General features: G+C 73.8%; 18 protein-coding genes. 9 read left to right on the top strand and 9 right to left on the bottom strand.

From position 1 onward, the window contains the following. Positions 1-120 precede the first annotated feature (120 nt). The 5 genes from BXA10_RS05395 to mptB (BXA10_RS05375) are packed head-to-tail and all read left to right on the top strand — an operon-like array spanning position 121 to position 8,603. Complete coding sequence (locus tag BXA10_RS05395; RefSeq protein ID WP_076468109.1) at positions 121-888, top strand: type 1 glutamine amidotransferase; 768 nt, start codon at positions 121-123, stop codon at positions 886-888. Continuing rightward, positions 888-3,992, top strand: coding sequence for a bifunctional [glutamine synthetase] adenylyltransferase/[glutamine synthetase]-adenylyl-L-tyrosine phosphorylase (locus BXA10_RS05390; RefSeq protein WP_076468108.1), 3,105 nt, complete (start codon positions 888-890; stop codon positions 3,990-3,992). The genes BXA10_RS05395 and BXA10_RS05390 overlap by 1 nt, the downstream gene beginning before the upstream one ends. Beyond that, a complete protein-coding gene (locus tag BXA10_RS05385) occupies positions 3,904-5,553 on the top strand; it encodes a hypothetical protein (RefSeq protein WP_139337885.1) in 1,650 nt (549 codons plus the stop codon). Before BXA10_RS05390 ends, BXA10_RS05385 begins: the two co-directional genes overlap by 89 nt. Positions 5,554-5,605: 52 nt before the next feature. Further along, on the top strand, positions 5,606-7,021 hold the full coding sequence (gene mptB, locus BXA10_RS05380; protein ID WP_076468106.1) for a polyprenol phosphomannose-dependent alpha 1,6 mannosyltransferase MptB: 1,416 nt from the start codon (positions 5,606-5,608) through the stop codon (positions 7,019-7,021). Then, complete coding sequence (gene mptB, locus BXA10_RS05375) at positions 7,014-8,603, top strand: polyprenol phosphomannose-dependent alpha 1,6 mannosyltransferase MptB (RefSeq protein ID WP_175649128.1); 1,590 nt, start codon at positions 7,014-7,016, stop codon at positions 8,601-8,603. The genes mptB (BXA10_RS05380) and mptB (BXA10_RS05375) overlap by 8 nt, the downstream gene beginning before the upstream one ends. 62 nt (positions 8,604-8,665) lie before the next feature. Here the strand turns inward: mptB (BXA10_RS05375) and BXA10_RS05370 are convergent, their stop codons facing one another. From BXA10_RS05370 to glnA, 3 genes are all read right to left on the bottom strand, one after another. Then, positions 8,666-9,634: a serine/threonine-protein kinase gene (locus BXA10_RS05370; RefSeq protein ID WP_076468104.1), complete on the bottom strand. Its 969-nt coding sequence runs from the start codon at positions 9,632-9,634 to the stop codon at positions 8,666-8,668. Further along, positions 9,631-9,996, bottom strand: a complete 366-nt coding sequence (locus tag BXA10_RS05365; RefSeq protein ID WP_076468102.1) for a PadR family transcriptional regulator — start codon at positions 9,994-9,996, stop codon at positions 9,631-9,633. The genes BXA10_RS05370 and BXA10_RS05365 overlap by 4 nt, the downstream gene beginning before the upstream one ends. Before the next feature lie 103 nt (positions 9,997-10,099). After that, the gene (glnA, locus tag BXA10_RS05360) at positions 10,100-11,524 is read right to left on the bottom strand and encodes a type I glutamate--ammonia ligase (RefSeq protein ID WP_076468100.1); all 1,425 of its coding nucleotides are present in this window, start codon (positions 11,522-11,524) and stop codon (positions 10,100-10,102) included. Positions 11,525-11,785: 261 nt separating this feature from the next. Here glnA and BXA10_RS32030 point away from each other — a divergent pair, with 261 nt between their 5' ends. Beyond that, positions 11,786-12,190: an RDD family protein gene (locus tag BXA10_RS32030; RefSeq protein WP_425436030.1), complete on the top strand. Its 405-nt coding sequence runs from the start codon at positions 11,786-11,788 to the stop codon at positions 12,188-12,190. A 306-nt stretch (positions 12,191-12,496) separates the two neighbouring features. Here the strand turns inward: BXA10_RS32030 and BXA10_RS05350 are convergent, their stop codons facing one another. From BXA10_RS05350 to lipA, 3 genes are all read right to left on the bottom strand, one after another. Then, entirely contained in the window at positions 12,497-13,186 is a 690-nt protein-coding gene (locus BXA10_RS05350) for a DUF4191 domain-containing protein (protein WP_076468096.1), read from the bottom strand. Positions 13,187-13,590: 404 nt separating this feature from the next. Continuing rightward, positions 13,591-15,408 (bottom strand): hypothetical protein, encoded by a 1,818-nt coding sequence (locus tag BXA10_RS05345; RefSeq protein ID WP_076468094.1) that lies wholly within the window; start codon positions 15,406-15,408, stop codon positions 13,591-13,593. A gap of 48 nt (positions 15,409-15,456) precedes the next feature. Beyond that, positions 15,457-16,452, bottom strand: a complete 996-nt coding sequence (lipA, locus tag BXA10_RS05340; RefSeq protein WP_076468092.1) for a lipoyl synthase — start codon at positions 16,450-16,452, stop codon at positions 15,457-15,459. Between the two features lie 423 nt (positions 16,453-16,875). Here lipA and aspS point away from each other — a divergent pair, with 423 nt between their 5' ends. From aspS to BXA10_RS05325, 3 genes are all read left to right on the top strand, one after another. Continuing rightward, on the top strand, positions 16,876-18,162 hold the full coding sequence (gene aspS, locus BXA10_RS05335; protein ID WP_076468090.1) for an aspartate--tRNA(Asn) ligase: 1,287 nt from the start codon (positions 16,876-16,878) through the stop codon (positions 18,160-18,162). An 83-nt stretch (positions 18,163-18,245) separates the two neighbouring features. Beyond that, entirely contained in the window at positions 18,246-18,761 is a 516-nt protein-coding gene (locus BXA10_RS05330; RefSeq protein WP_076468088.1) for a SigE family RNA polymerase sigma factor, read from the top strand. Continuing rightward, the gene (locus tag BXA10_RS05325; RefSeq protein ID WP_076468086.1) at positions 18,758-19,615 is read left to right on the top strand and encodes an RAD23 family protein; all 858 of its coding nucleotides are present in this window, start codon (positions 18,758-18,760) and stop codon (positions 19,613-19,615) included. The genes BXA10_RS05330 and BXA10_RS05325 overlap by 4 nt, the downstream gene beginning before the upstream one ends. A gap of 80 nt (positions 19,616-19,695) precedes the next feature. Here the strand turns inward: BXA10_RS05325 and nadE are convergent, their stop codons facing one another. From nadE to lipB, 3 genes are read right to left on the bottom strand one after another with little or no spacing between them, the layout of a single operon-like run. Beyond that, positions 19,696-20,586, bottom strand: coding sequence for an ammonia-dependent NAD(+) synthetase (gene nadE / locus BXA10_RS05320; protein WP_084752233.1), 891 nt, complete (start codon positions 20,584-20,586; stop codon positions 19,696-19,698). Positions 20,587-20,602: 16 nt separating this feature from the next. Further along, on the bottom strand, positions 20,603-20,995 hold the full coding sequence (locus BXA10_RS05315; protein WP_076468084.1) for a VOC family protein: 393 nt from the start codon (positions 20,993-20,995) through the stop codon (positions 20,603-20,605). Positions 20,996-21,000: 5 nt separating this feature from the next. Further along, positions 21,001-21,639 carry a lipoyl(octanoyl) transferase LipB gene (gene lipB / locus BXA10_RS05310; RefSeq protein ID WP_425436036.1) on the bottom strand — a complete coding sequence of 213 codons (639 nt, stop codon included), beginning with the start codon at positions 21,637-21,639 and terminating at the stop codon, positions 21,001-21,003. Positions 21,640-21,773 lie beyond the last annotated feature (134 nt).

Genomic DNA, 21,773 nt, shown 5'->3' with positions numbered 1-21,773 from the left:
GCGTGCCGGCGCTGCGCCCACCCGGCGGCGGGTACCCCGGCCGGGGCGAGCGTCGACACCGTCGCCGTACCGGGCCGAGGGGGTTCGGGGTTCGGTGGGGCACCGGATAGCCTCGACGGCGTGGCAACCGCGTTGGTGATCGAGAACGACCCGACCGATGATCTCCGCCGGCTGGGCGAGTGGCTGACCGAGGCCGGGCTCGACCTGTGGGTGGTGCGTCCGCACGCCGGCGACGAGCTCCCCGCCGACCTGGAGGGCTACGCCGCGCTGGTGGTGCTCGGCGGTGAACAGCAGGCCTACCCGCTGCCGGACGGCTCGCCCGGCGCTCCCTGGTTCCCGACCGTCGAGGGACTGCTGCGCAAGGCGGTCCGGCACCGGGTGCCCACGCTCGCCGTCTGCCTCGGCGCGCAGCTGCTCGCCACCGCGCACGCCGGTCGGGTGGAGCGCAGCCCGTCCGGGCCGGAGATCGGCCCCTCGGTGGTGGGCCGGCGGGACGCCGCCGAGCAGGATCCGCTCTTCCGGTACGTGCCACTCATCCCGGACGTGCTCCAGTGGCACTCCGACGAGATCACCGAACTTCCGCACGGCGCCACCCTGCTGGCCGCCTCCACCCGCTACCCGCACCAGGCGTTCCGGATGGGTGACCGGGCCTGGGGGTTGCAGTTCCACATCGAGTGCGACACCGCGATGATCGCCGCCTGGGCCGCCGCCTCCAGCCAGCTGGCGGAGCTGGGCTATGACCCGGAGCTGCTGGTGGCCGCCTGCGACGCGGTGATGGCCGACGTCGAGGAGGTCTGGCAGCCGTTCGCCGCCCGGTTCGCGGCGCTGGCCCTCGGCGAGCTGGACGACGACACCCCGCGTCGCAGCCTGCCGCTCCTCGGGCACTGATGGCCCGGCCGACCAGCGCGCCCGGCCGGCTCGCCCGGTACGGCTTCGGCACGGCCCAGGGCGACGGCGGCGCCCGGGCGGCCGACCTGCTCGGGCCGGACGGGCTCGGCCTGTGGCGGCCCGACGGTCAGGAGCCGGTCGACGGGCGAGCGGGCGAACTCCTCGCGGCGCTCTCCCGGGCGGCCGACCCGGATCTGGCGCTTCGCCAGCTGCACCGCCTCGTCGAGGCCGAGCATCGGGCGGCCGGCAACGCCGCCACCCGAACCGACGCGGCGGGCGACGCCGCCACCGGAACCGACGCGACCGGCTCCCCGGGCGGGGGAGCGGGAGCGGCCGGCATCGGCGCCGGGTCGGCGCTGCTGGAGCAGTTGTACGCCGACGAGGGGCTGCGTTCACGGCTGATCGCCGTGCTCGGCGCCTCGTCGGCGCTCGGCGACCACCTGGTGGCGAACCCGGACCACTGGCGCGTGCTGCGTACCAGCGCGGACGGGCGACAGCCGACCGCCGACGGGCGACTGGAACCGATCGGCGACGGCAACTTGATCGCCGGGCTGCGGCAGGCGTACCGGCTGGCGCTGTTGCGGATCGCGGCGGCGGACCTGACCGGCGGGCGGGAGCTGGAGCAGACCATGGCGGCGCTCTCCGCGCTGGCCGACGCCACCCTGCGCGCCGCGCACGGGATCGCCGTCGAGGAGCTGCCGGAGGGCACCGCCGGGCCGAGGCTGGCCGTGGTGGCGATGGGCAAGTGCGGCGGGTTCGAACTCAACTACGTCTCCGACGTGGACGTCATCTTCGTGGCCGACTCCGACGACGACCTGGCCGCCGCCACTACGGTGGCCACCCGGCTGATCCACATCTGCGGCCTGGTCGCCTGGCCGGTGGATGCCGCGCTGCGTCCCGAGGGCAGCCGCGGGCCACTGGTGCGTACGCTCGCCAGCCACCTCGCCTACTACCGACGCTGGGCCCGGACCTGGGAGTTCCAGGCGCTGCTCAAGGCCCGCCCGGCGGCGGGCGACCTGGCGTTGGGGCAGGAGTGGATCGACCAGCTCGCCCCGCTGGTGTGGCGGGCGGCCGAACGACCCGAGGCGGTCGAGGACGTCCGCGCCATGCGCCGGAAGATCATCGACCACGTACCGCCGAAGGAGCTGGAGCGCGAGATCAAGCGCGGCCCGGGCGGGCTGCGTGACATCGAGTTCGCCGTCCAACTGCTGCAACTGGTACACGGCCGGGGTGACGAGTCGCTGCGTGAACCGGGCACCATCCCGGCGCTGCGCGCGCTGGTCGGCGGCGGCTACGTCGGCCGCGCCGACGGTGAGGCGCTGTTGCGTGGCTACCGCTTCCTGAGAGGCGTCGAGCACCGGCTCCAGTTGCAGGGCCTGCGCCGCACCCACACCGTGCCGACCGACCCGGTGGCGCTGCGCTGGCTCGCCGCCGCGCTGGGCTACACGGCCACCCCGGGACGCAGCGCCGTCGAGGCGTTCCGCGCCGAGTGGGTCAGCCACGCCGCCGAGGTACGCCGGCTGCACGCCAAGCTGCTCTACCGGCCGCTGCTGGAGTCGGTCGCCCGGGTGCCCGCCGACGGGTTGCGACTCACCCCCGAGGCGGCCCGGCACCGCCTCGAGATCCTCGGCTTCGGCGATCCGGCCGGGGCGCTGCGTCACCTCCAGGCCCTCACCGGCGGGGTGAGTCGCACGGCGGCCATCCAGCGCACCCTGCTGCCCGTGCTGCTCAGCGAGTTCGCCGACGCGCCGGAGCCGGATCGGGGGCTGCTCAACTACCGGCAGGTCTCCGACAAGCTCGGCAGCACCCCCTGGTACCTGCGGCTGCTGCGCGACGAGGGGCCGGTCGCCCGCCGGCTGGCCCGGGTGCTCTCCTCGTCCCGGTACGCCGCCGACCTGCTGGCCCGGGAGCCGGAGGCGCTGCGGCTGCTGGCCGAGGAGAGCGAGCTGGTCCCGCGCCCCCGCGACGTGCTCCACGAGGGTTTCGCGGCCGCGGCCGCCCGGCACACCGACCCGGTCGAGGCGACCCGGGCGGTACGCGCGCTGCGCCGCCGGGAACTGGTCCGGATCGCCTGCGCCGACGTGCTGAGCCGAGCCGGCTCGCTGGCTCCCGCCCCGCCCCGCCCGGACGGCGCGGTCCGCCCCGCGCTGACCGACGTCACGAGGGTCGGGGCCGCGCTGGCCGACGTCAACGACGCCACCCTGGCCGCCGCGCTGCGGATCGCCCGGGCCGCCCAGCCGGCCCAGCCCGGGCTGCGCTTCGCGGTGATCGGCATGGGCCGCCTCGGCGGGTACGAGTCGAACTACCTCTCCGACGCCGACGTGCTCTTCGTCTACGATCCGGCGCCGGGCTCCGACGAGAACGCCGCCAGCGCGGCCGCGCAGGCCGTGGCCGAGGAGTTGCGTCGCCTGCTGGGGATGCCCGCCCCCGATCCGCCGCTCGGTATCGACGCCGACCTGCGCCCGGAGGGGCGGCAGGGGCCACTGGTGCGCAGCCTCGCCGCGTACGGGCAGTACTACGCGCGTTGGTCCCGGGTGTGGGAGGCGCAGGCACTGCTGCGTGCCCGGTTCGTCTGCGGCGACGCCGACCTGGGCGCCGAGTTCGAGGCGCTGGTCGACCCGGTCCGCTACCCGGCCGACGGGTTGACCCGTGAGCAGGTGGTGGAGATCCGCCGGATCAAGGCGCGGGTGGAGCACGAGCGGCTTCCCCGGGGCGCCGACCCGGCCACCCACACCAAGCTTGGCCGGGGCGGGCTCGCCGACGTCGAGTGGGCCGTACAACTGCTCCAGCTGCGCCACGGCGGGGCCGTACCGGCGCTGCGGGGCACGCGTACCCTCGACGCGCTCGCGGCCGCCCGGGACGCCGACCTGGTCGATCCGGCGGATGCCGCGGCGATGGCGGCCGGCTGGACACTCGCCGCGCAGGTACGCAACGCGCTCATGCTGGTCCGCGGCCGGGCCGGTGACCAGCTGCCCCGACACGGCGTGGAGCTGGCCGGCGTGGTACGACTGCTCGGTGCCGACGACCCAGGCCAGTTCCTCGACGACTACCTCCGCACCGCCCGCCGCTCGCGGGCGGCGATGGAGCGGGTCCTCGACGGCTGAGCCCCGCCGCACCCTGCTCGGCACGCTCGTCGCGGTGCTGGTGCTCGCCGGCGCCTTCCTGCTCGCCCCGCCGATGGGCACCGACCTGTCCGCGCAGGTCGCCCGGGCCACCTTCGCCGGCCGTAACGGCCTCGCCCCGATCGACTTCTCCTGGTACGGCGGGGACGGCCAGTTCGGCTACAGCCTCTACACCCAGTTCCTCGGCGCGGTGGTCGGGGTACGGCTGGTCGGCGCGGTCGCGGCCGTCGCGTCGGCGGTGGCGCTGGCCTGGCTGCTGCTGCGCGGGCGGGCCCGCCGGCCGCTGCTCGGCGGGGTGCTCGGTGCGGCGGTGCTGGTGGGGAACCTGGCCAGCGGGCGGATCACGTTCGCGGTCGGCCTGGCCTTCGGGCTCCTCGCCCTCTGCGCCGTGCACGCCACCCGGCCACCCCGGTGGGCCCGCCTGCTGCTGGGGGCGGTGCTCGGCGCGCTGGCCACCTGGGGCAGCCCGGTCGCCGGTCTCTTCCTCGGCCTCGCCGGGGGAGCGCTGCTGCTCACCGACCTCTGGCGGGGCGGGTGGTCGCCGCGCCGGCCACGGGCGGAGAGTCTGGTGCTCTGCCTGGTGCCGGTGGCGGCCGTGGCGCCGATGGCGCTGCTCTTCGGCAACGGCGGAACGCAGCCGTTCAGCGCCGAGTCCATGCGGATCAACGTCGCCCTCGCCGTGGTGGTGCTCGCGCTCGTACCGGTCCGCGTGCTGCGCGTCGGCGCGGCGCTGACCGCGCTGCTGCTGGTCGCGGCGTACCACCTGCCGAGCCCGATCGGCTCGAACGCGCTGCGCCTGCCGATGCTCTTCGTGTTGCCGCTGGTCGCGGCGTTCGTGCCGGTCGGCGCGCGCCGGCTCGCCGCCCTGCTGGCCGTCCTGGTGTGGTGGCAGTCACCGGTGGTCACCAGCGACCTCACCCGGATGGGCACCGCGCCCGCGTACCGGGCGTTCCACCAGCCGCTGCTCGACGAGCTGGGCCGCCGGGCGCCGGTCGGCCGGGTCGAGGTGGTGCCGCTGCGCGACCACTGGGAGAGCGCGTACGTGGCGGAGACGGTGCCGCTGGCCCGGGGGTGGGAACGGCAGGTGGACGTCGAGCGGAACGCACTCTTCTACGGCCCCGGCCCGGACGCCGCCGGGTACGGCGACTGGCTGCGGCGCAACGCGGTCAGCTTCGTGGCGGTCGCCCCGGACGCCGCCCCCGACCGGTACGCGCAGGCCGAGGCGGCGCTGGTGCTCGTCGGCCAGCCGTACCTGCGGGAGGTCGCCCGGCCGGGGCGGTGGCGGCTCTACGAGGTGATCGAACCGGCTCCGCTGGTCTCCGCGCCGGCCACGCTCGTCGAGTCCACGCCGGCCGGGGTGCGGTTCACGGCCGACGCCGCCGGCGACGTCCTGGTCCGGGTGCGCTGGTCCCGGTGGCTGTCGCTCGACGCCGGCGAGGGCTGCCTCGCCCCCGGCCCCGACGGCTGGACCACCGTTCGCGCCCGCACTCCCGGCGCCTACGCGGTCACCAGCAGCCTGTCACCCGAAGGTCGCTGTCCGTAGCGCCCCCCGGCCCACCTGGGGACCGCGCACCGGGTGCTGGCAGCATGTCCGGGTGCCTTCCCACCTCGCGCGCTGGACCGGTCTCGCCGGCTCCGCGCTGCTCGCCGTCGCCGCCTTCCTCGGCGGAGCGATGCCGCACGGCGATCTGCGTCCGACCCCGCTCAGCATCTGGCAGGGGCCGTACGGGCCGGTGATCCTCATCGGCTGGGCCGTGGGTACCGCCGTGCTCGCGTACGCCTGGTGGTCGCTGCGCGGCGGGGTGCCATCGACCCGTTGGGCGCTCGTCACCGCCGGGCTCTGGCTGCTGCCGATGCTGATCACGCCGCCGCTGGGCAGCCGGGACGTCTACGCGTACGCCTGCCAGGGCGCCAGCTACGCGGCCGGGATCAACCCGTACGAGCAGGGCGTCTCGACCCTGCCCTGCCCCTGGCTGGACACCATCTCCTTCATCTGGCGGGACACCCCGGCGCCGTACGGGCCGCTCTTCGTGATGATCGCCGGCGCGGTGGTGAAGGCGACCGGCTCGCTCGTCGGCGCCATCGTGCTGTTCCGGCTGCTCGCGGTGGCCGGTGTCGTGCTGACCGCGGCCTGCATCCCGGCGCTGGCCCGCCGCTGCGGCGTACCGGCCGGGCGGGCCGTCTGGCTGGCGCTGGGCAGCCCGCTGATCGGCGTCCAGCTGATCTCCGGCGCGCACAACGACGCCGCGATGGTGGGACTGCTCGTCGCCGGGCTGGCCGTGGTCGCCGCCCGTCCGGGCCGCCCCGGCGTGCTGCTCGCCGGGGGCGTGCTGCTCGGGCTGGCGGGTGGCATCAAGGCGACCGCGCTGGTCGTCGTGCCGTTCGCGGCCCTGGCGGCGATCGCCGGCGGTTTCTCCGTCCGGGCGCTGATCCGCGACGGCGGATGGGTGGTCGGCGGTGCGGTCGCCACCGTGGTCGGGGCGACCTTCGCCGCCGGCCTCGACTTCGGCTGGATCAGCGGCCTGGAGCAGGGCGGCCTCGTGGTCGCCTGGACCTCGCCACCCACCGCGCTCGGTCAGACGGTCGCCTACCTGGGGCTCCCCTTCGGCTGGCACGGCGATCCGCTGCCGGTCACCCGGGGCATCGGCATGGGCGTGCTGGCGATCCTGCTCGTCTGGCTCTGGTTCCGGGCCCGCCACCGGGAGCCGCTCTGGCACGCCGCGCTCGCGCTCACCGCCACGGTCGCGCTCGCCCCGCTCTTCCACCCCTGGTACTGGACGTGGCCGCTGGCGGTGCTCGCGGCCACCTCGCGGCAGCGGATCAACTGGTTCGCCGCGATCACGGTCGTCTCGGCGTTCCTGGTGCTGCCGGACGGCACCGGCCTGCCCCGGTACACCAAGACGGTCGGTGCTCCGCTCATGACGCTGTTGGTGATCGTGGTGGTGGTCCGGTTGGTACGTTCGGCTCGGGCGGCCCGTCAGCCGGTCGCCGCGACCGTCGGCACTGACTGAGGAGGCCCCGCCGGTGACCGGACCCGGCGCGCGTCCGAACCCGGCCGATCGAGCGGAGTCGCCGGACGGCCCCGCCCGGGCTGAGCATGCCGAGCAGCGCCGGGCCCGCGCGGCACGGTACGCCGGGCTGGCCGGTGCGGTGCTGCTCGCGGTCGCCGGGTACCTCGGTGGTGCGCTGCCGTCCGCGCCGCTGTTGCGGGTCACCCCGGTCACCATCTGGCAGGGCCGGCACGGGCTGCTCGTGCTCGGCGCGTGGCTGGTCGGCACCGGGCTGCTGGTGGGCGCGTGGTTGGCGCTGCGGCGGGGCGTGCCGTCGACCGGGTGGGCGTACCGCACCGCCGGGCTCTGGGCGCTGCCGCTGTTGGTCACCGCCCCGCTGGGCAGCCGGGACGTCTACTCGTACGCCTGCCAGGGCTGGGCGTACGCGCACGGCGTCGACCCGTACGTCACGGGGGTGGCCGAGGCGGGCTGCCCGTGGGTGGACGCCGTGTCGCCGATATGGCGGGACACTCCCGCCCCGTACGGCCCGGTCTTCGTGCTGCTCGCCGCGCTGGCCGTGACGCTGGGCGGAGGCCTGACGGGCACCATCGTGTTGCTGCGGCTCTTCGCGCTGGCCGGGGTGCTGCTGGCCGCGCTCTGCCTGCCGGGGCTGGCCCGGGCCGCCGGCGTACCGACCCGACGGGCGGCGTGGCTGCTGCTGGCCTGTCCGCTGGTCGGCGTGCACCTGCTGGCCGGGGCGCACAACGACGCGGTGATGCTCGGGCTGCTCCTGCTCGGTCTGCTGGTGCTGGTCCGCCTGCCCGGCCGGGCGGGTGCGCTGCTCGTCGCCGGGGCGCTGCTGGGGCTGGCCGTGGCCGTGAAGGCGACAGCGGTGGTGGTGCTCCCGTACGCCGCGCTGGCGGCGGTGCACGGCCGGTACACCGTACGCGCGCTGGCGCGCGACGGCGGCCGGCTGGCCGGCGGGGTGCTCGCGGCGCTGGCGGGCAGTTCGCTCCTGTCCGGCCTCGGGCTGGGCTGGGTCGGCGGGCTGAGCCACAGCGGTGACTCCGAGCAGTGGACCTCGCCGCCGACGGCGGTGGGGTTCGTCGTCGACTACGCGGGGGCGCTCGCCGGCCGGGATCCGGACGCGGTCCCGGTGGCGCGGGCGGTGGGCCTGCTCCTGCTGGCCGGGGTGCTGGTGGTGCTCTGGTGGCGCGCCTGGACGGCGCTGCGCAGACTGAACGACGTCCGGCAGCGGGTGGCCCGGTTGGCCGGGGCCCGTCCCCGGGTGACGCTGTACGCGGCCGGGCTGGCGCTGACCGCGACGGTGGTGCTGGCGCCGGTCTTCCACCCCTGGTACGCCACCTGGCCGCTGGCGCTGCTGGCGGTCACGGCGGCCCGGACCACCTGGTTCGTGCTGCCCAGCGCGGTGGCGTGCTTCCTGACGCTGCCGGACGGCACCAACCTGGCCCGGTTCACGAAGGCCCCTGGCGCCCTTGCGATGACCGCCCTGGTCCTGACCCTACTGGTCGTGCTGACTCGGACCGTGGCCCGCCGCGCGCGCACCCCCCGCGCCCCCACCCCCGGACCTCTACCCGGTTGATCATGAGGTTTGCGGCGGACTTCGAGATCGACATCGCCGCAAACCTCATGACCAACGCGCGGTCAGCGCGGGGTGAGGCGGGGTGAGCGGGTCGGGCGGCGGCGCAGGGCGAGCGCCAGCGGCAGCAGCGCGGGGCCGACCACCCCGATCACGACGGCCGTTGCGGCGAGTTCGGACCAGACCGCGACGGTGTGCCCGACCCCGTCGATCGCTCCGGCCAGCGGCTGCAGCGCGAGCAGGCCGATGGGGGTGAGCAGGATCAGCGCCGCCCAGACGCCCCGGGAGTCGGCGCGCAGGGCGAGCCCGGCCGCGAGCAGCACCGCCACCGCGAGCAGTGCGACGGCGGCACCCGGCAGCACCGGCACCGCCGACGTGACGTAGTAGCTGCCTCCGAAGACGGCCGGGGACAGCAGGTGGACGTTGGTCCCCGCGAGGGCGACGACGCCCACGGCGACCAGTGGCGCCGCCCGCAGCGGTGCCGGCAGCGCGTCCGGTAGGCCGAGCGCGACCAGGCCCAACGCGACCTGCGGCAGCAGGACGAACAGCGGCGGGCGTGGCAGGCCGACCAGCGGGGCGGCGGGAACGAGGCCGAGGGTGAGGAGAAGGGCGAGCGCGACGGCACGCCGGGCCCACCGACCGGGGGCCAGGGCGTACACCACCGCGGCGAGCAGCCAGGCGATCCACGCCCCGATGCCGAGCGAGACGAACGGCCCGGCGCTGGGCACCCCGAACACGGCGGGCGGCGGACGAAGCTCCAGCACCGACCAGGCGGCCGCGAAAGTGGTGGCGGTGAGGAACGCGAGTACGGCGGCGAGGCGTACGCCAGGGATCAGGTCGGGGGCGCCGGCTGCGCGCAGCCGCTGGCGGAGGCCGCCGCGCAGGAGGTCCGCGGCGTCCGCGAGGGAGGGCCAGCGGCGGCCCGGCGCGGCCAGGTCGAGGTACGTCCCGACGATCTCCGCGCCACGGGAGCGGCGGTAGCCGGTGGGGTAGGCGAGCAGTAGGCGAAGGTAGCGGCGCTCCAGGTCGGTCATGCCAGCCCTCCGGCCGCTCGCGGGGTGGCGGGTCGGGCGGCGTGGGCCCGCTCCCGCAGCCGGGCGGTGGCCGCCTCGACGTTGCGGCGCAGCCGTTCGGTCTCCGCCGCGAGGGTGGCGTCGCCGACGGGGGAGAGGCAGTAGTAGCGGCGCAGCCGGCCGTCGACGACCTCCTCCCGGTCGACGTCGACCAGCCCGGCGTCGACCAGCCGGTCGAGCGCGCCGTAGAGGGTGCCGGGGCGCAGGGTGACGCGGCCGTCGGAGAGGGCGGCGACCTCGCGGATCAGGCCGTAGCCGTGCAGCGGCGCGCCGGCCAGCGCGGTGAGGATCAGGAAGGTGGGTTCGCGTAGCGGTGTGTCCACCCGCGCAATATATCGGACGCGAAGGTATTACGGTGGCCGACACATAGAAGCCGGGCCGGCTCCGCTGGTGCGGAGCCGGCCCGGCCGGGATGAAGCGGCTGCGTCAGCAGTCGAAGTACATGGCGAACTCGTGCGGGGTCGGGCGCAGGCGCACCGGGTCGACCTCGTTGGCCCGCTTCCACTCGACCCACGTCGAGATCAGGTCCGGCGTGAAGACGCCACCCTCGAGCAGGTAGTCGTGGTCGCTCTCGAGCCGGTCGAGCACCTCCGGCAGCGAACCCGGCACCTGCTTGACGTCGCCCCACTCCTCCGGCGGCAGGTCGTACAGGTCCTTGTCGATCGGCGTCGGCGGCTCGATCTTGTTCTTGATGCCGTCCAGGCCGGCCATCAGCATCGCCGAGAAGGCGAGGTAGACGTTGGCCGACGGGTCCGGCACGCGGAACTCGACGCGCTTGGCCTTCGGGTTGCTGCCGGTGACCGGGATCCGGGTGCAGGCGGAGCGGTTGCGCTGCGAGTAGACCAGGTTGACCGGCGCCTCGAAGCCCGGCACCAGGCGGCGGTACGAGTTGACCGTCGGGTTGGTGAACGCCAGCAGCGACGGGGCGTGGTGCAGCAGGCCGCCGATGTACCAGCGGGCCGTGTCCGACAGGCCGGCGTAGCCGGTCTCGTCGTAGAAGAGCGGCTCACCGTTGAGCCAGAGGCTCTGGTGGGTGTGCATGCCGGAGCCGTTGTCGCCGAAGAGCGGCTTCGGCATGAAGGTGGCGGTCTTGCCGTGCGCCCACGTCTCGTTCTTCACGATGTACTTGAAGAGCTGCAGCTGGTCGGCGGCGTGCAGCAGCGTCGAGAACCTGTAGTTGATCTCGGACTGGCCCGCGGTGCCCACCTCGTGGTGCGAGCGCTCCACGGTGAAGCCGTTGTCGACGAGCCGGCGCACGATGCTGTCCCGCAGGTCGGCGTAGTGGTCGACCGGGGGCACCGGGAAGTAGCCACCCTTGTACGGGGTCTTGTAGCCGCGGTTGCCACCCGGCTCCTCGCGGCCCGAGTTCCAGGCGCCCTCGATCGAGTCGATGTAGTAGAACGACTGGTGCGCCGAGGTCTCGTGCCGGATCGAGTCGAAGATGTAGAACTCCGCCTCCGCGCCGAAGTACGCGGTGTCGGCGATGCCGCTGGCCGCAAGGTAGGCCTCGGCCTTCTTCGCCACGTTCCGCGGGTCCCGGGTGTAGGCCTCGCGGGTGAACGGGTCGTGGATGAAGAAGTTCAGCGCGATGGTCTTCTGTGCGCGGAACGGGTCGATGAAGGCGGTGGCCACGTCCGGGAGCAGGAGCATGTCCGACTCGTGGATCGCCTGGAAGCCGCGGATCGAGGAGCCGTCGAACGCGAGGCCCTCGGTGAAGATGTCGTCGTCGACGGACTCGACCGGCAGGTTGAAGTGCTGCATCACACCCGGCAGGTCACAGAAACGTACGTCGACGAACTTCACGTCCTCATTCTTGAGGTAGCGCAGAAGTTCCTCGGGGTTGGCGAACACACGTCCTCCTGGCACGTCCACTTGCACTTGGTGGCTGGTACTTCTGGCGACGCTATGGCGGGGCGGTTGCCCGGCCGTGTCTTGAGTGTTTCTGCTGTGTTACGGCCCTCGCGGAGCGTCATCGACGCTGGTCATCCGCGCCGGTCTGACGGGCAGGTGGCACCGGTATGAGCCATTCTAGTAATGCGAGTCCCTGTTGTCGGAATTGGCGGAGACGCTACTCCGGTCCGCGCCGGTCGACGCCCAACCCGCTGGTTACCCTTGACCGCTGTGACCAACCCGCGTGATCCGCACCTGGTGCCGCCCGCCGCCGACCCCTCCTTCACCCCGCCCAGCATCGGCCGGCGGTTCGGCGCACTGATCATCGACTGGGTGCTCTGCCTGCTGGCGGCGCGGATCTTCGCCAACCCGGTCAGCGACGGTTGGGCCCCGGTGCTCGTGCTCGTGTTCGAGTACGGCTTCTTCCTCGGTCTGTTCGCTCAGACGCCCGGCATGTACATCACCCGGATCCGCTGCGTGTCCTGGTTCGACGGCGGCCGGATCGGGGTGTTCCGCGGCCTGCTGCGTGGTCTGCTCCTCGCCCTGGTCGTGCCTGCCCTGATCATGGACGCGCACCGCCGCGGCCTCCACGACCGCGCGAGCGGCTCGGTCGTCACCTCCGTCTGACCTGCGACCGGCTCAGGTGTTCACCTCCGTCTGACCCACATGATCGACTCGGGGTCATTGAGGTCGGGGTATCCGCTTGCCCGGGACACCCCGACTTCCAGGAGCCCGAGTCGATCAACCGTCCGATCCCGCCGGAGCCGCTGCTAACCGGGGCAGACGCGTGGCGACGACCGGCGTGACCGACGCCTCCGGGCCCGCGGCTCGGTCTCGCGCTCGGTGACGGCGTAGGTGCCGTGCCCGGGCAAGGACCGGGACCAAGCAAAGAGCCGGACCCACTGGGTCCGGCTCCTTCGACGTACGACGGGGTCAGCGGCCCCGGGTCTGGCGGAACGCGCCCCGCGGCGGCCGCATGTTCTTCGGGATCGCGCCCTTGGGCATCTGCGGCCGCGCGCTGAGAGCCTTGAGACGCTTGTCCAGCGCGTTGACGTCCTTGCCGCTGAGGCTGCGCGGCAACCGCATCAGCGTCGTGCGCAGCTTACGGATCGGCAGCTCGTCGTCGCCCTGGCCGATCACGTAGTCGTGCAGCGGCGCCGAGCCGATCACCTTGGCCAGCCGGCGCTTCTCCTGGCCGAGCAGACCGCGCACCCGCTGCGGGTTCCCCTCGGCCAGCAGGATCACGCCCGGCCGGCCCACGACCAGGTGGACCATGTCCATCTGGGTGGTGGAGCTGACCGCCGGGGTGACCCGCCAGTCGCCACGCATGCTCTCCATGATCTGCGCCGCCGCTCCCGGCTGCCCCTCGGCGGCGTTCATCATCGCCTTGTTCGAGCGCAGGTTGAGCACGATCAGCACCGCGAGCAGCGTGAACAGGATGCCCAGCGGGATGAAGATCCAGCCCCAGAAGATCGTCGCGACCACGGTCAGCGCGATCGGGATCAGCACCGCCGCGGCGACCAGTGGCGCGAACCACCGGTCCTGCTTCGCGGTGAACTGGAACACCATCCCGATCTGCTTCAGCCGTTGGCCGAACGAGACCTTCTCCTGGGGCTTTGCCATGCCGCAGAGTCTAGTGGTCGCCGTCGGTGAGCGTGATCCGCGGCCGGGCCCAGTGCCTTTGCGGGCCGTGCCGCCCCGTGCCGTGCCCTGCCCCCTTGCGCCGTCCGTGCCGTGGCGTGCCGCGTTGTGCGGTGCTGCCTCGTGCCGCGCCGCGCGGCTCGGGCGGGGCTACGCCGCGACGAGCTGGCAGACCGGGCGCGGTGACGGCGCTCCGTTTTTCCTGTCCCTGTTGCGAGCGGCGAGCCCGCGTCGGCGGCGCCCGACCGCAAGATCGTGCTCGATCCTGGATCCAGTGGCCTCAGCGCGCCCGGAATGCCACTCGATCCAGGAAACAGCACGATCTTTGGGCGTGGGGTCAGCGTTGTTGGCTGCTGCCGGCAGTGTGTTGGGCGAGGCGGCGGGCGTCAGGCGTGCGCGAGGTAGATGCGGTAGCCGTCGATGGTGACCAGGCCGAGGGTGCCCGGTTCGAGGCGCATCCGTTCGTCGAGGCGGGCTGCGAGCGGGGAGCCGGTCGGGGCGACCCAGGCCGGTGCCGCCGACGCGGCCACCGCCCGGCGGTAGGGGGCGTACCTGTCGAAACCAGGCCGAAGCTCGTCGTCGACCACCGCGCAGACCACGTCTTCGCCACTGGCGAAGGTGAGCCGGTTGCAGGTCCAGTAGCCGCCGTACACGTGCCGGACGCCGAGGTCGCGCAGCGCGGTGACCAACTCGGCGTGCCGGGCCTCGGCGGCCCGGGCGGCGGGGGCGGTACCGATCGCGCGGTACGTCGCGTAGCCCGAGCTCCCCAGGGTCGCCACGAACACGACGACGCCCAGCACCCCGCCGACCCGTCGGCCGGACAATGGCCGCCGGCCGGTCCCGTCGACTCGGTTTCGCCCTGCGCTGAGCTCCGGTCCAGCCGTCATGACGCGCCGACCGGCCAGCCCCGAGCCGTCGACCAGGTTCCGGGCGGCGCGCCACAGCGGCCAGAGCAACGCGGGCAGCGAGATGAGCAGGCAGGACAGGTAGCGGGAACTCTCCACCGGGGTCCGCCCCGCCGAACTGCTCAGGGTGTACGCGGCCAGCGTGGCCACCCCCGCGGCGAGGAGCGCGAGCCGGATGGCCGCTCCGACGCGGCCCTCCGTCGCTCCGCCCTCGGTGGATCTTGGGCGGTTGGTCGTCGTACCGGATTTAAGATCTGAGCCGCCGGCAGCGTCGGCACGGCGTGCGCTGCCGGCGCGGTTCGCGGCGCCGCCGGGCGCGCGGTCGGCGCGGGTCACGCCCAGCGCGCGCCAGGCGGTCACCGCGCCGACGACGAGCAGCACCGGCAGGGCGAACGCCCACCAGAGCTGCCAGGTCGCGCAGTTGCCGGGGGCGCAGAAACCCATGCCCAGTGGCGGACCGAGCAGCAGACCGCCGTGCAGCCGGTCCGCCCAGCCGGCCGGCACACCGGCGCCACCGGAAGCCGCTGCCAGTACGGCGGCGAGTGGGTTCCGGCCGGAGACCAGGCTGTGACCGAGCAGGGGCGCGGCGCCGACCAGGACCGCGACCCCGAGCACCGTGCCGGCCCGGCCGCGCAGTTCCCGCCACCGGAACGCCAGCAGCACCGCACCGGGGCCGACCACGTACGGCAGCACGAGCGGGTCCACCCAGAGCATCAGCCCGGCGAGGAGACCCCAGGCCGCCCACCGCGGCAGCCGGCGGCCCGGCCGGCCGGTGCAGAGGCCGTACGTGAGCAGGGCCAGCGCGACGCCGGCCGGGTTCATCTCGGGATAGCCGCCGCCCGCGATGAGCTGGTTCTTGACGATCCGATCCGAGCCGAACGCGAGCAGCACCACGAGCAGCAGCGCGAACCAGCGGTCCCCGGTCAGCCGCAGCGTCAACCGCCAGGCGAGCAGTACGAAGAGCGCGTAGAGCGCCACCGTGACGAGGCGCAGCCCGAACAGCGACGGCCCGGTCACCGCGAGCACCGGCGCGGCCAGGTACGCCTCCAGCGTCCCCATGTAGGACTGCCCGTAGAACCACACCGGGAAGTCCTGCCCGCGGGCGATGTGCAGCGCGGCCAGCCCCATGGTGGCCTCGTCGCTGTTCGTCGGCGGAGCGTCGAAGGCGAGCAGGGCTATCCGGTAGCCGACCCCGCCCAGCAGCGCCACAGCGGTGAGCACGCCGGCCAGCCGGGCCCACCGGGGGCCCGGCAGGGCACCGGGTACGTCGCGGAGTTCCTCGCGCACGCCGGCCGTCATCACCCGATCATGGCACCTGCCGGCCGGTGGGACCGGCAGGGGCGCGGATCAGCCGGCGGTGGCGACCGGGCTGGCCTCGCGAGCGGCGAGTGCCTGCTGGTAGAGCCGGCCGGCCCGGTACGACGAGCGCACCAGCGGCCCGCTCATCACACCCGCGAAGCCGATCTCCTCGGCCTCCTCGCGCAGCTCCACGAACTCCTCGGGCTTGACCCACCGCTCGACCGGGTGGTGGCGGGGGGTGGGGCGCAGGTACTGGGTGATGGTGATCAGCTCGCAGCCGGCCTCGTGCAGGTCGCGCAGCGCCTGGGAGACCTCGGCCCGCTCCTCGCCCATACCGAGGATCAGGTTGCTCTTGGTCACCAGCCCGTCGGCGCGGGCCTGCCGGATCACGTCCAGTGACCGCTCGTAGCGGAACGCCGGCCGGATCCGCTTGAAGATCCGTGGAACGGTCTCGACGTTGTGCGCCAGCACCTCGGGGCGGGACCCGAACACCTCGGCGAGCTGCTCGGGGACCGCGTTGAAGTCGGGGATCAGCAGCTCGACGCCGCAGCCGGGCTGCAGCGCGTGGATCTGGCGGACGGTCTCGGCGTAGAGCCAGGCGCCGCCGTCGGGCAGGTCGTCGCGGGCCACACCGGTGACGGTGGCGTAGCGCAGGCCCATCGACACCACGGACTCGGCGACCCGGCGCGGCTCGTCCGCGTCGAACTCGGCCGGCTTGCCGGTGTCGATCTGGCAGAAGTCGCAGCGGCGGGTGCACTGGTCACCGCCGATGAGGAAGGTGGCCTCGCGGTCCTCCCAGCATTCGTAGATGTTGGGGCAGCCGGCCTCCTGGCAGACGGTGTGCAGCCCCTCCCGCGAGACGAGCCCGCGCAGCTGGGTGTACTCCGGCCCCATCTTGGCCTTGACCTTGATCCACGGCGGTTTGCGCTCGATCGGCGTCTCGGCGTTGCGGGCCTCGATCCGCAGCATGCGCCGCCCCTCTGGGGCGGGCGTCGCGGTACGCGCGGCCTGGCCGGTCGTCGGCGCGGAGTGCTCGATCGTCACGAAACCGAGCCTACGCCCGACGGTGCCTGTCGATGTACCTCAGGCGACCGGCGTCACGTCCCGAAGGCTTGTGACGCCGGACACCGGCACGGCGGAAAACGTTGTCACATCCGGCGGTGATCGGTGTTAGTGTCCTCGGCAATTGCGACGACGGAGCCGAGTAGCGGCCCGACCCGCCAGTGCAGAGAGCCGCCGAAGTGCTGTGAGGCGGTCTGGCGACGGACCCGTGAAGACCCTCCCGAGCTGCGGGTAGAACGGCGTGCCGCCGAACGGCGACGCCCAGTAGAGCCCGCCGGCTGGCCCACGTCACGGGCGACGAACGAGGCCCCCGCGCAGGCGGGGGCGAAGGTGTGGTGGCACCGCGAGGACCCGCTCGCCCGCACCTCCCGGGATCGCGTTGCGATTCGAAGAGGAGGTAACACCGTGCAACGCATCCTCTCCACCCAGCTCCCCGCCCACGTCGGTGCGACCGTCCGGATCGCCGGCTGGGCGCACCGTCGCCGGCTGCTCAAGTCGGTGGCCTTCCTGATCGTCCGGGACGCCGCCGGCCTGTCGCAGGTGGTGGTGACCGACCCGGCGGCCCGCGCACAGGTCGAGGCGTTGACCGAGGAGACCGTCGTCGAGGTGACCGCCACGGTGGTGGCGAACGCGACGGCGCCCGCCGGGGTCGAGCTGACCGACCCGGTCGTACGTCCGCTCGGCCCGCCCGCGGTGCCGCCGCCGTTCGATCTGTACCGGCCGGCGCTCACCGCGAGCCTGCCCACCCAGCTCGACCACGCGCCCACCGCCCTGCGTCATCCGCTGCGCTCGGCGGCGCTGCGCGTGTCGGCGGCGAGCGTGGCCGGTTTCCGGGCGGCGCTGGACAGCCGTGACTTCGTGGAGATCCACACGCCGAAGGTGGTGAGTTCCTCCACCGAGTCGGGCGCGAACGTCTTCGAGCTGGACTGGTTCGGCCGTCCGGCGTACCTGGCCCAGTCGCCGCAGTTCTACAAGCAACTGATGGTCGGTGTCTTCGAGAAGGTGTACGAGGTGGGGCCGGCCTTCCGGGCCGAGCCGCACGACACCGTCCGGCACCTGGCGCAGTACACCTCGCTCGACGTCGAACTCGGTTTCATCGCCGACCACCGGGACGTGATGCGCGTGCTGCGCGACGTCCTCGCCGGGATGCTGGACGGCGTCGCGGAGCGGGCCGCGGGCGCGGTGGCCGCCCTCGGGATCGAACTGCCGGCCGTGCCGGAGGAGTTCCCGGCGGTGCACTTCACCGAGGCGCTCAAGGTCGCGGGCGCGCCCGCCGACGAGCCGGACCTCGCCCCGGCGCACGAGCGGGCGCTGGGGGAGTGGGCCCGCCGCGAGCACGGTTCGGACTTCCTCTTCGTCACCGGGTACCCGATGGCGAAGCGACCGTTCTACACCCACCCCGACCCCGTCCGGCCGGGCCACAGCAACGGCTTCGACCTGCTCTTCCGGGGCGTGGAGCTGGTCACCGGCGGGCAGCGGCTGCACCGGCACGCCGACTACCTGGCGGCGCTGTCCGCGCGGGGTGAGCCGGTCGAGCCGTACGCCGGTTACCTGGACGCGTTCCGGCACGGGATGCCGCCGCACGGCGGTTTCGCGATCGGCCTGGAGCGGTTCGTCGCCCGCCTGACCGGCGCGGCCAACGTCCGCGAGGTCACCGCCTTTCCCCGTGACCTGCACCGGCTGACTCCCTAGGTACGCGGAATTCGTCGAGGGCGCGGGTAAACCTGCCCGCGCCCTCGGCCCGTGTATGACCCGAGGGAGAGGACGCGCAGCCGATGCACGGGGAAGACGAGCAGCAGTTCACCAGCTGGGTCGACGCGCGGGCGTCCGCGTTGCGGCGCGCGGCGTTCCTGATCTGCGGCGACTGGCACGCGGCCGACGACGCCGCGCAGACCACCCTGACGAAGCTCTACCTGGCGTGGCCACGGCTCACCCGGCGGGACGACATCGACGGGTACGCCTGGCGGGTGTTGACCCGCTCTCTCACCGACGAGTGGCGCCGGCCGTGGCGACGGCGGGAACACCCCGTCGAGCAGTTGCCGGACCGGGCCGCGGACGACCGCACCGGGCAGGTGGATCAGCAGCGACTGGTGCTCGACGCCCTTTCCGGGCTGCCCGGCCGGCAGCGCGCCGCGCTGGTGCTGCGGTTCTGGCAGGACCTGTCGGTCGAACAGACCGCTGCGGCGCTGGGGTGCAGCGTCGGGGCGGTGAAGAGCCACACCTCCCGGGGGCTGCACACGCTGCGCGTGCGTCTCGGTGACGGGTTCCTGATCGAGCAGAAGGGAGCGTGAACGACATGGAGGAACGCGACGTCCGGCGGTTGCTGTCGACCGCGCTGGGCAGCGAACCGCCGAGCCCGTTCGACAGCGCGAACGTGGTGACGCGTGGGCGTCGGACGCGCCGCCGTCGCCGGCTCGCCGCATCGGGCGGCGTGGTCCTGGCCGTGGCCGCGGTGACGCTGCCGCTGGTCGCCGGCCTCCAGCCCTCGGCCACGACGACGGTCGCGGGCGGCAGGGAATCAGCTCCGGCGACGCGCTCGGCCGGCCCCACCGTCTCGCCGTCGCCGAGCCGGAGCGTCGCGCCATCGCCGAGCGGGGCGGTGGTGCCGTCGACCACCACCACGCCGTCGGACGTGCCGACGGGTCGGGTCGTGCTCACGGCGGGCTGCGCCACCGCCGATCCGAGCGCGGGGGCCGACGACGAGCACGGTCTGCCCGCCAACCAACCGAAGCTCATGGAGCTGTACGGCCGGGTGGAACCGGCGGTGAAGCGGAGGTTCCCGCAGGTGTACGCGGGCGGACGGCTGGCCAGTCCACGGGACCGGATCGAGGTGTTCCGCAAGCCGTCGAGCGCGTTCGACGAGTACGTGCTCCGCGAGTTCGCCCGCGACTGCGTCGCGGTTTTCGACGCGCGCTACTCGGCGAGGGAGATCAAGGCCCGCGCGGACCAGATCATCGCCGACCGGGCGTACTGGGCGGCGCGGGGCATCACCGTCGCGTCGGTGGGCTACGACTACATCGGGCAGGTGGTGCCCGTCGGGGTGACCGGCGACGTGGAGCGTGCGCGTGCCGAGATTCCCCACCGGTACCGCAGCGGGGTGCCCGTGGAGATCATCGAACACAAGGCCATCTTCCGCGCGTGGTAGGCCGGAGACCTGACGTCGTGCCCGGCCGCGGGTGGGGGCGCTTCGATCGATCAGGCCGGGGTGGACCGTGCGTACGCCGGTTACCGGGACCCGTTGCGGCTGAGGCGGTCGTCAGCGATGGCGGAAGCCGCAGTGCCGGCCACGGCCGGAGGCGCGATCGGGAGGCAGCGCTTGTGCTCGGTGGCCCGGTAGCGGGCGACCAGCGCCTCCGCCACCTCCGCCGGGACGGGCCGGCCCTCCAGGTACGCGTCGATGTGCTCGTACGCCAGCCCGAGCGCGTCCTCGTCCAGCTTGCCCGGGGAAAGGCTCTCCAGGTCGGCGGTGGGCGCCTTGCCGACCAGCTCGGCGGGCGCGCCGAGCGCCGCGGCGATCGCCCGTACCCGCCGCTTGGTCAGCCCGGTGAGCGGTACGACGTCCGCCGCGCCGTCGCCGTGCTTGGTGAAGAAGCCGGTGACCGCCTCGGCCGCGTGGTCGGTGCCGACGACCAGTCCACCCATCGCGCCGGCCACCGCGTACTGGGCGATCATGCGCTGGCGGGCCTTGACGTTGCCGTGCACGAAGTCCTGCTGGGCGGCGTCGCGGAAGGTCAGCCCGGCCGCCAGCAGCGCGTCCAGTGCGGCGTCGCTGGCCGGCCGGACGTCGACGGTGAGCACCCGGTCGGGCCGGATGAACTCCAGGGCCGCCTGGGCGTGGTGCTCGTCGGCCTGCACCCCGTACGGCAGGCGCATGGCGACGAAGGTCGCCGGGTGGCCGGCCGCGCGGGCCCGTTCGACGGCCAGTTGGCAGAGTCGCCCCGCCGTGGTGGAGTCCACCCCGCCGCTGATGCCCAGCACGAGCGCCGACAGCCCGGTGTCGACCAGCCGGTCGGCGAGGAAGACGATCCGGCGCTCGATCTCCGCCTCGGCGTCGAAGGTCGACGACACCTGGAGGTCGGCGGCGATCTGCTGCTGCGTCGACAGCGCCTCGGTCAACGGGACTCCTTCGCGGTCAGGCGGGGCCGAGCAGGTCCCAGCGGTTGCCGGCGAGGTCGCGGAAGACGGCCACCCGGCCGTACGGCTCGGTGCGCGGCGGTCGTACGAACTCGACCTTCGCGTCGACCATGCGCCGGTACGTGGCGTCGAAGTCGTCGACCTGCAGGAAGAAACCTACTCGACCCGCGACCTGGTTGCCGATCGCGGTGGCCTGCTCGTCCCCGTCGGCGCGGGCGAGCAGCAGGCCGGTCCCGCCTCCGGGCGGTCGTACGACCACCCAGCGCTTCGGCCGGCCGTCGTTGGTCAGCGACGGCGAGTCCTCGGCCAGTTCGAAGCCGAGCACCTCGGTGAAGAAGGCGATCGCCGGGTCGTACTCGGCGACCACGACGGTGACGAGGTCGACCCGCATCCGGGTCAGGACGCGACGGCGATGAGGGTGGACAGGTGACGCTCCACCACCGGCAGCACGTCGGCCACGGTGACCGGGCGGCCCAGCTCGGCGGTGAGCGAGGTGGTCCCCGCGTCCCGGATGCCGCAGGCCACGATCCGGTCGTAGTAGCTCAGGTCGCAGTCGCAGTTGATGGCGAAGCCGTGCAGGGTCACCCCGCGGGCCACCCGGATCCCGATCGCGGCGACCTTGCGGGCCGGGCCCCGGTCGTCCTCCGGCACCCAGACGCCGCTGCGCCCCTCGACCCGGCCGGCCGCGAGCCCGAATTCGGCACAGACGTCGATGAGCATCTGCTCGGTGCGCCGCACGTAGGCCACCACGTCGACCGGGTCGGGCAGCCGCACGATCGGGTAGCCGACGAGCTGACCCGGACCGTGCCAGGTGATCTTGCCGCCGCGGTCCACGTCGATGACCGGGGTGCCGTCCGTCGGCCGGTCCCACGGTTCGGTGCGCTTGCCCGCCGTGTAGACGCTCTGGTGCTCCAACAGCAGGACCGTGTCGCCCTGCTCGCCGGCAACCACCGCTTCGTGCAGCCGGCGCTGCTCGTCCCAGGCGGCCTGGTAGTCGAGGAGACCGGCGCGGACGGCCGTGAGGCCGGAGGTCATCGTGCTCACGCCGTCCAGCGTAGTCCCGGAGCAGGCCGATGACGCTGGTGAGCCGCCTCACCGCCGCCGTGAGCCCGCCCGGCGCGGTGGTGGCGGCGGGTACGTGCGCCGGGGCGCTGCCGGCCGCGCCGGCG

The sequence above is a fragment of the Micromonospora avicenniae genome, assembly GCF_900156065.1.
Classification (GTDB): Bacteria; Actinomycetota; Actinomycetes; order Mycobacteriales; family Micromonosporaceae; genus Micromonospora; species Micromonospora avicenniae.
Note: the sequence above shows the minus strand (reverse complement) of the source record. Positions and strands in the feature narration are given on the sequence as shown.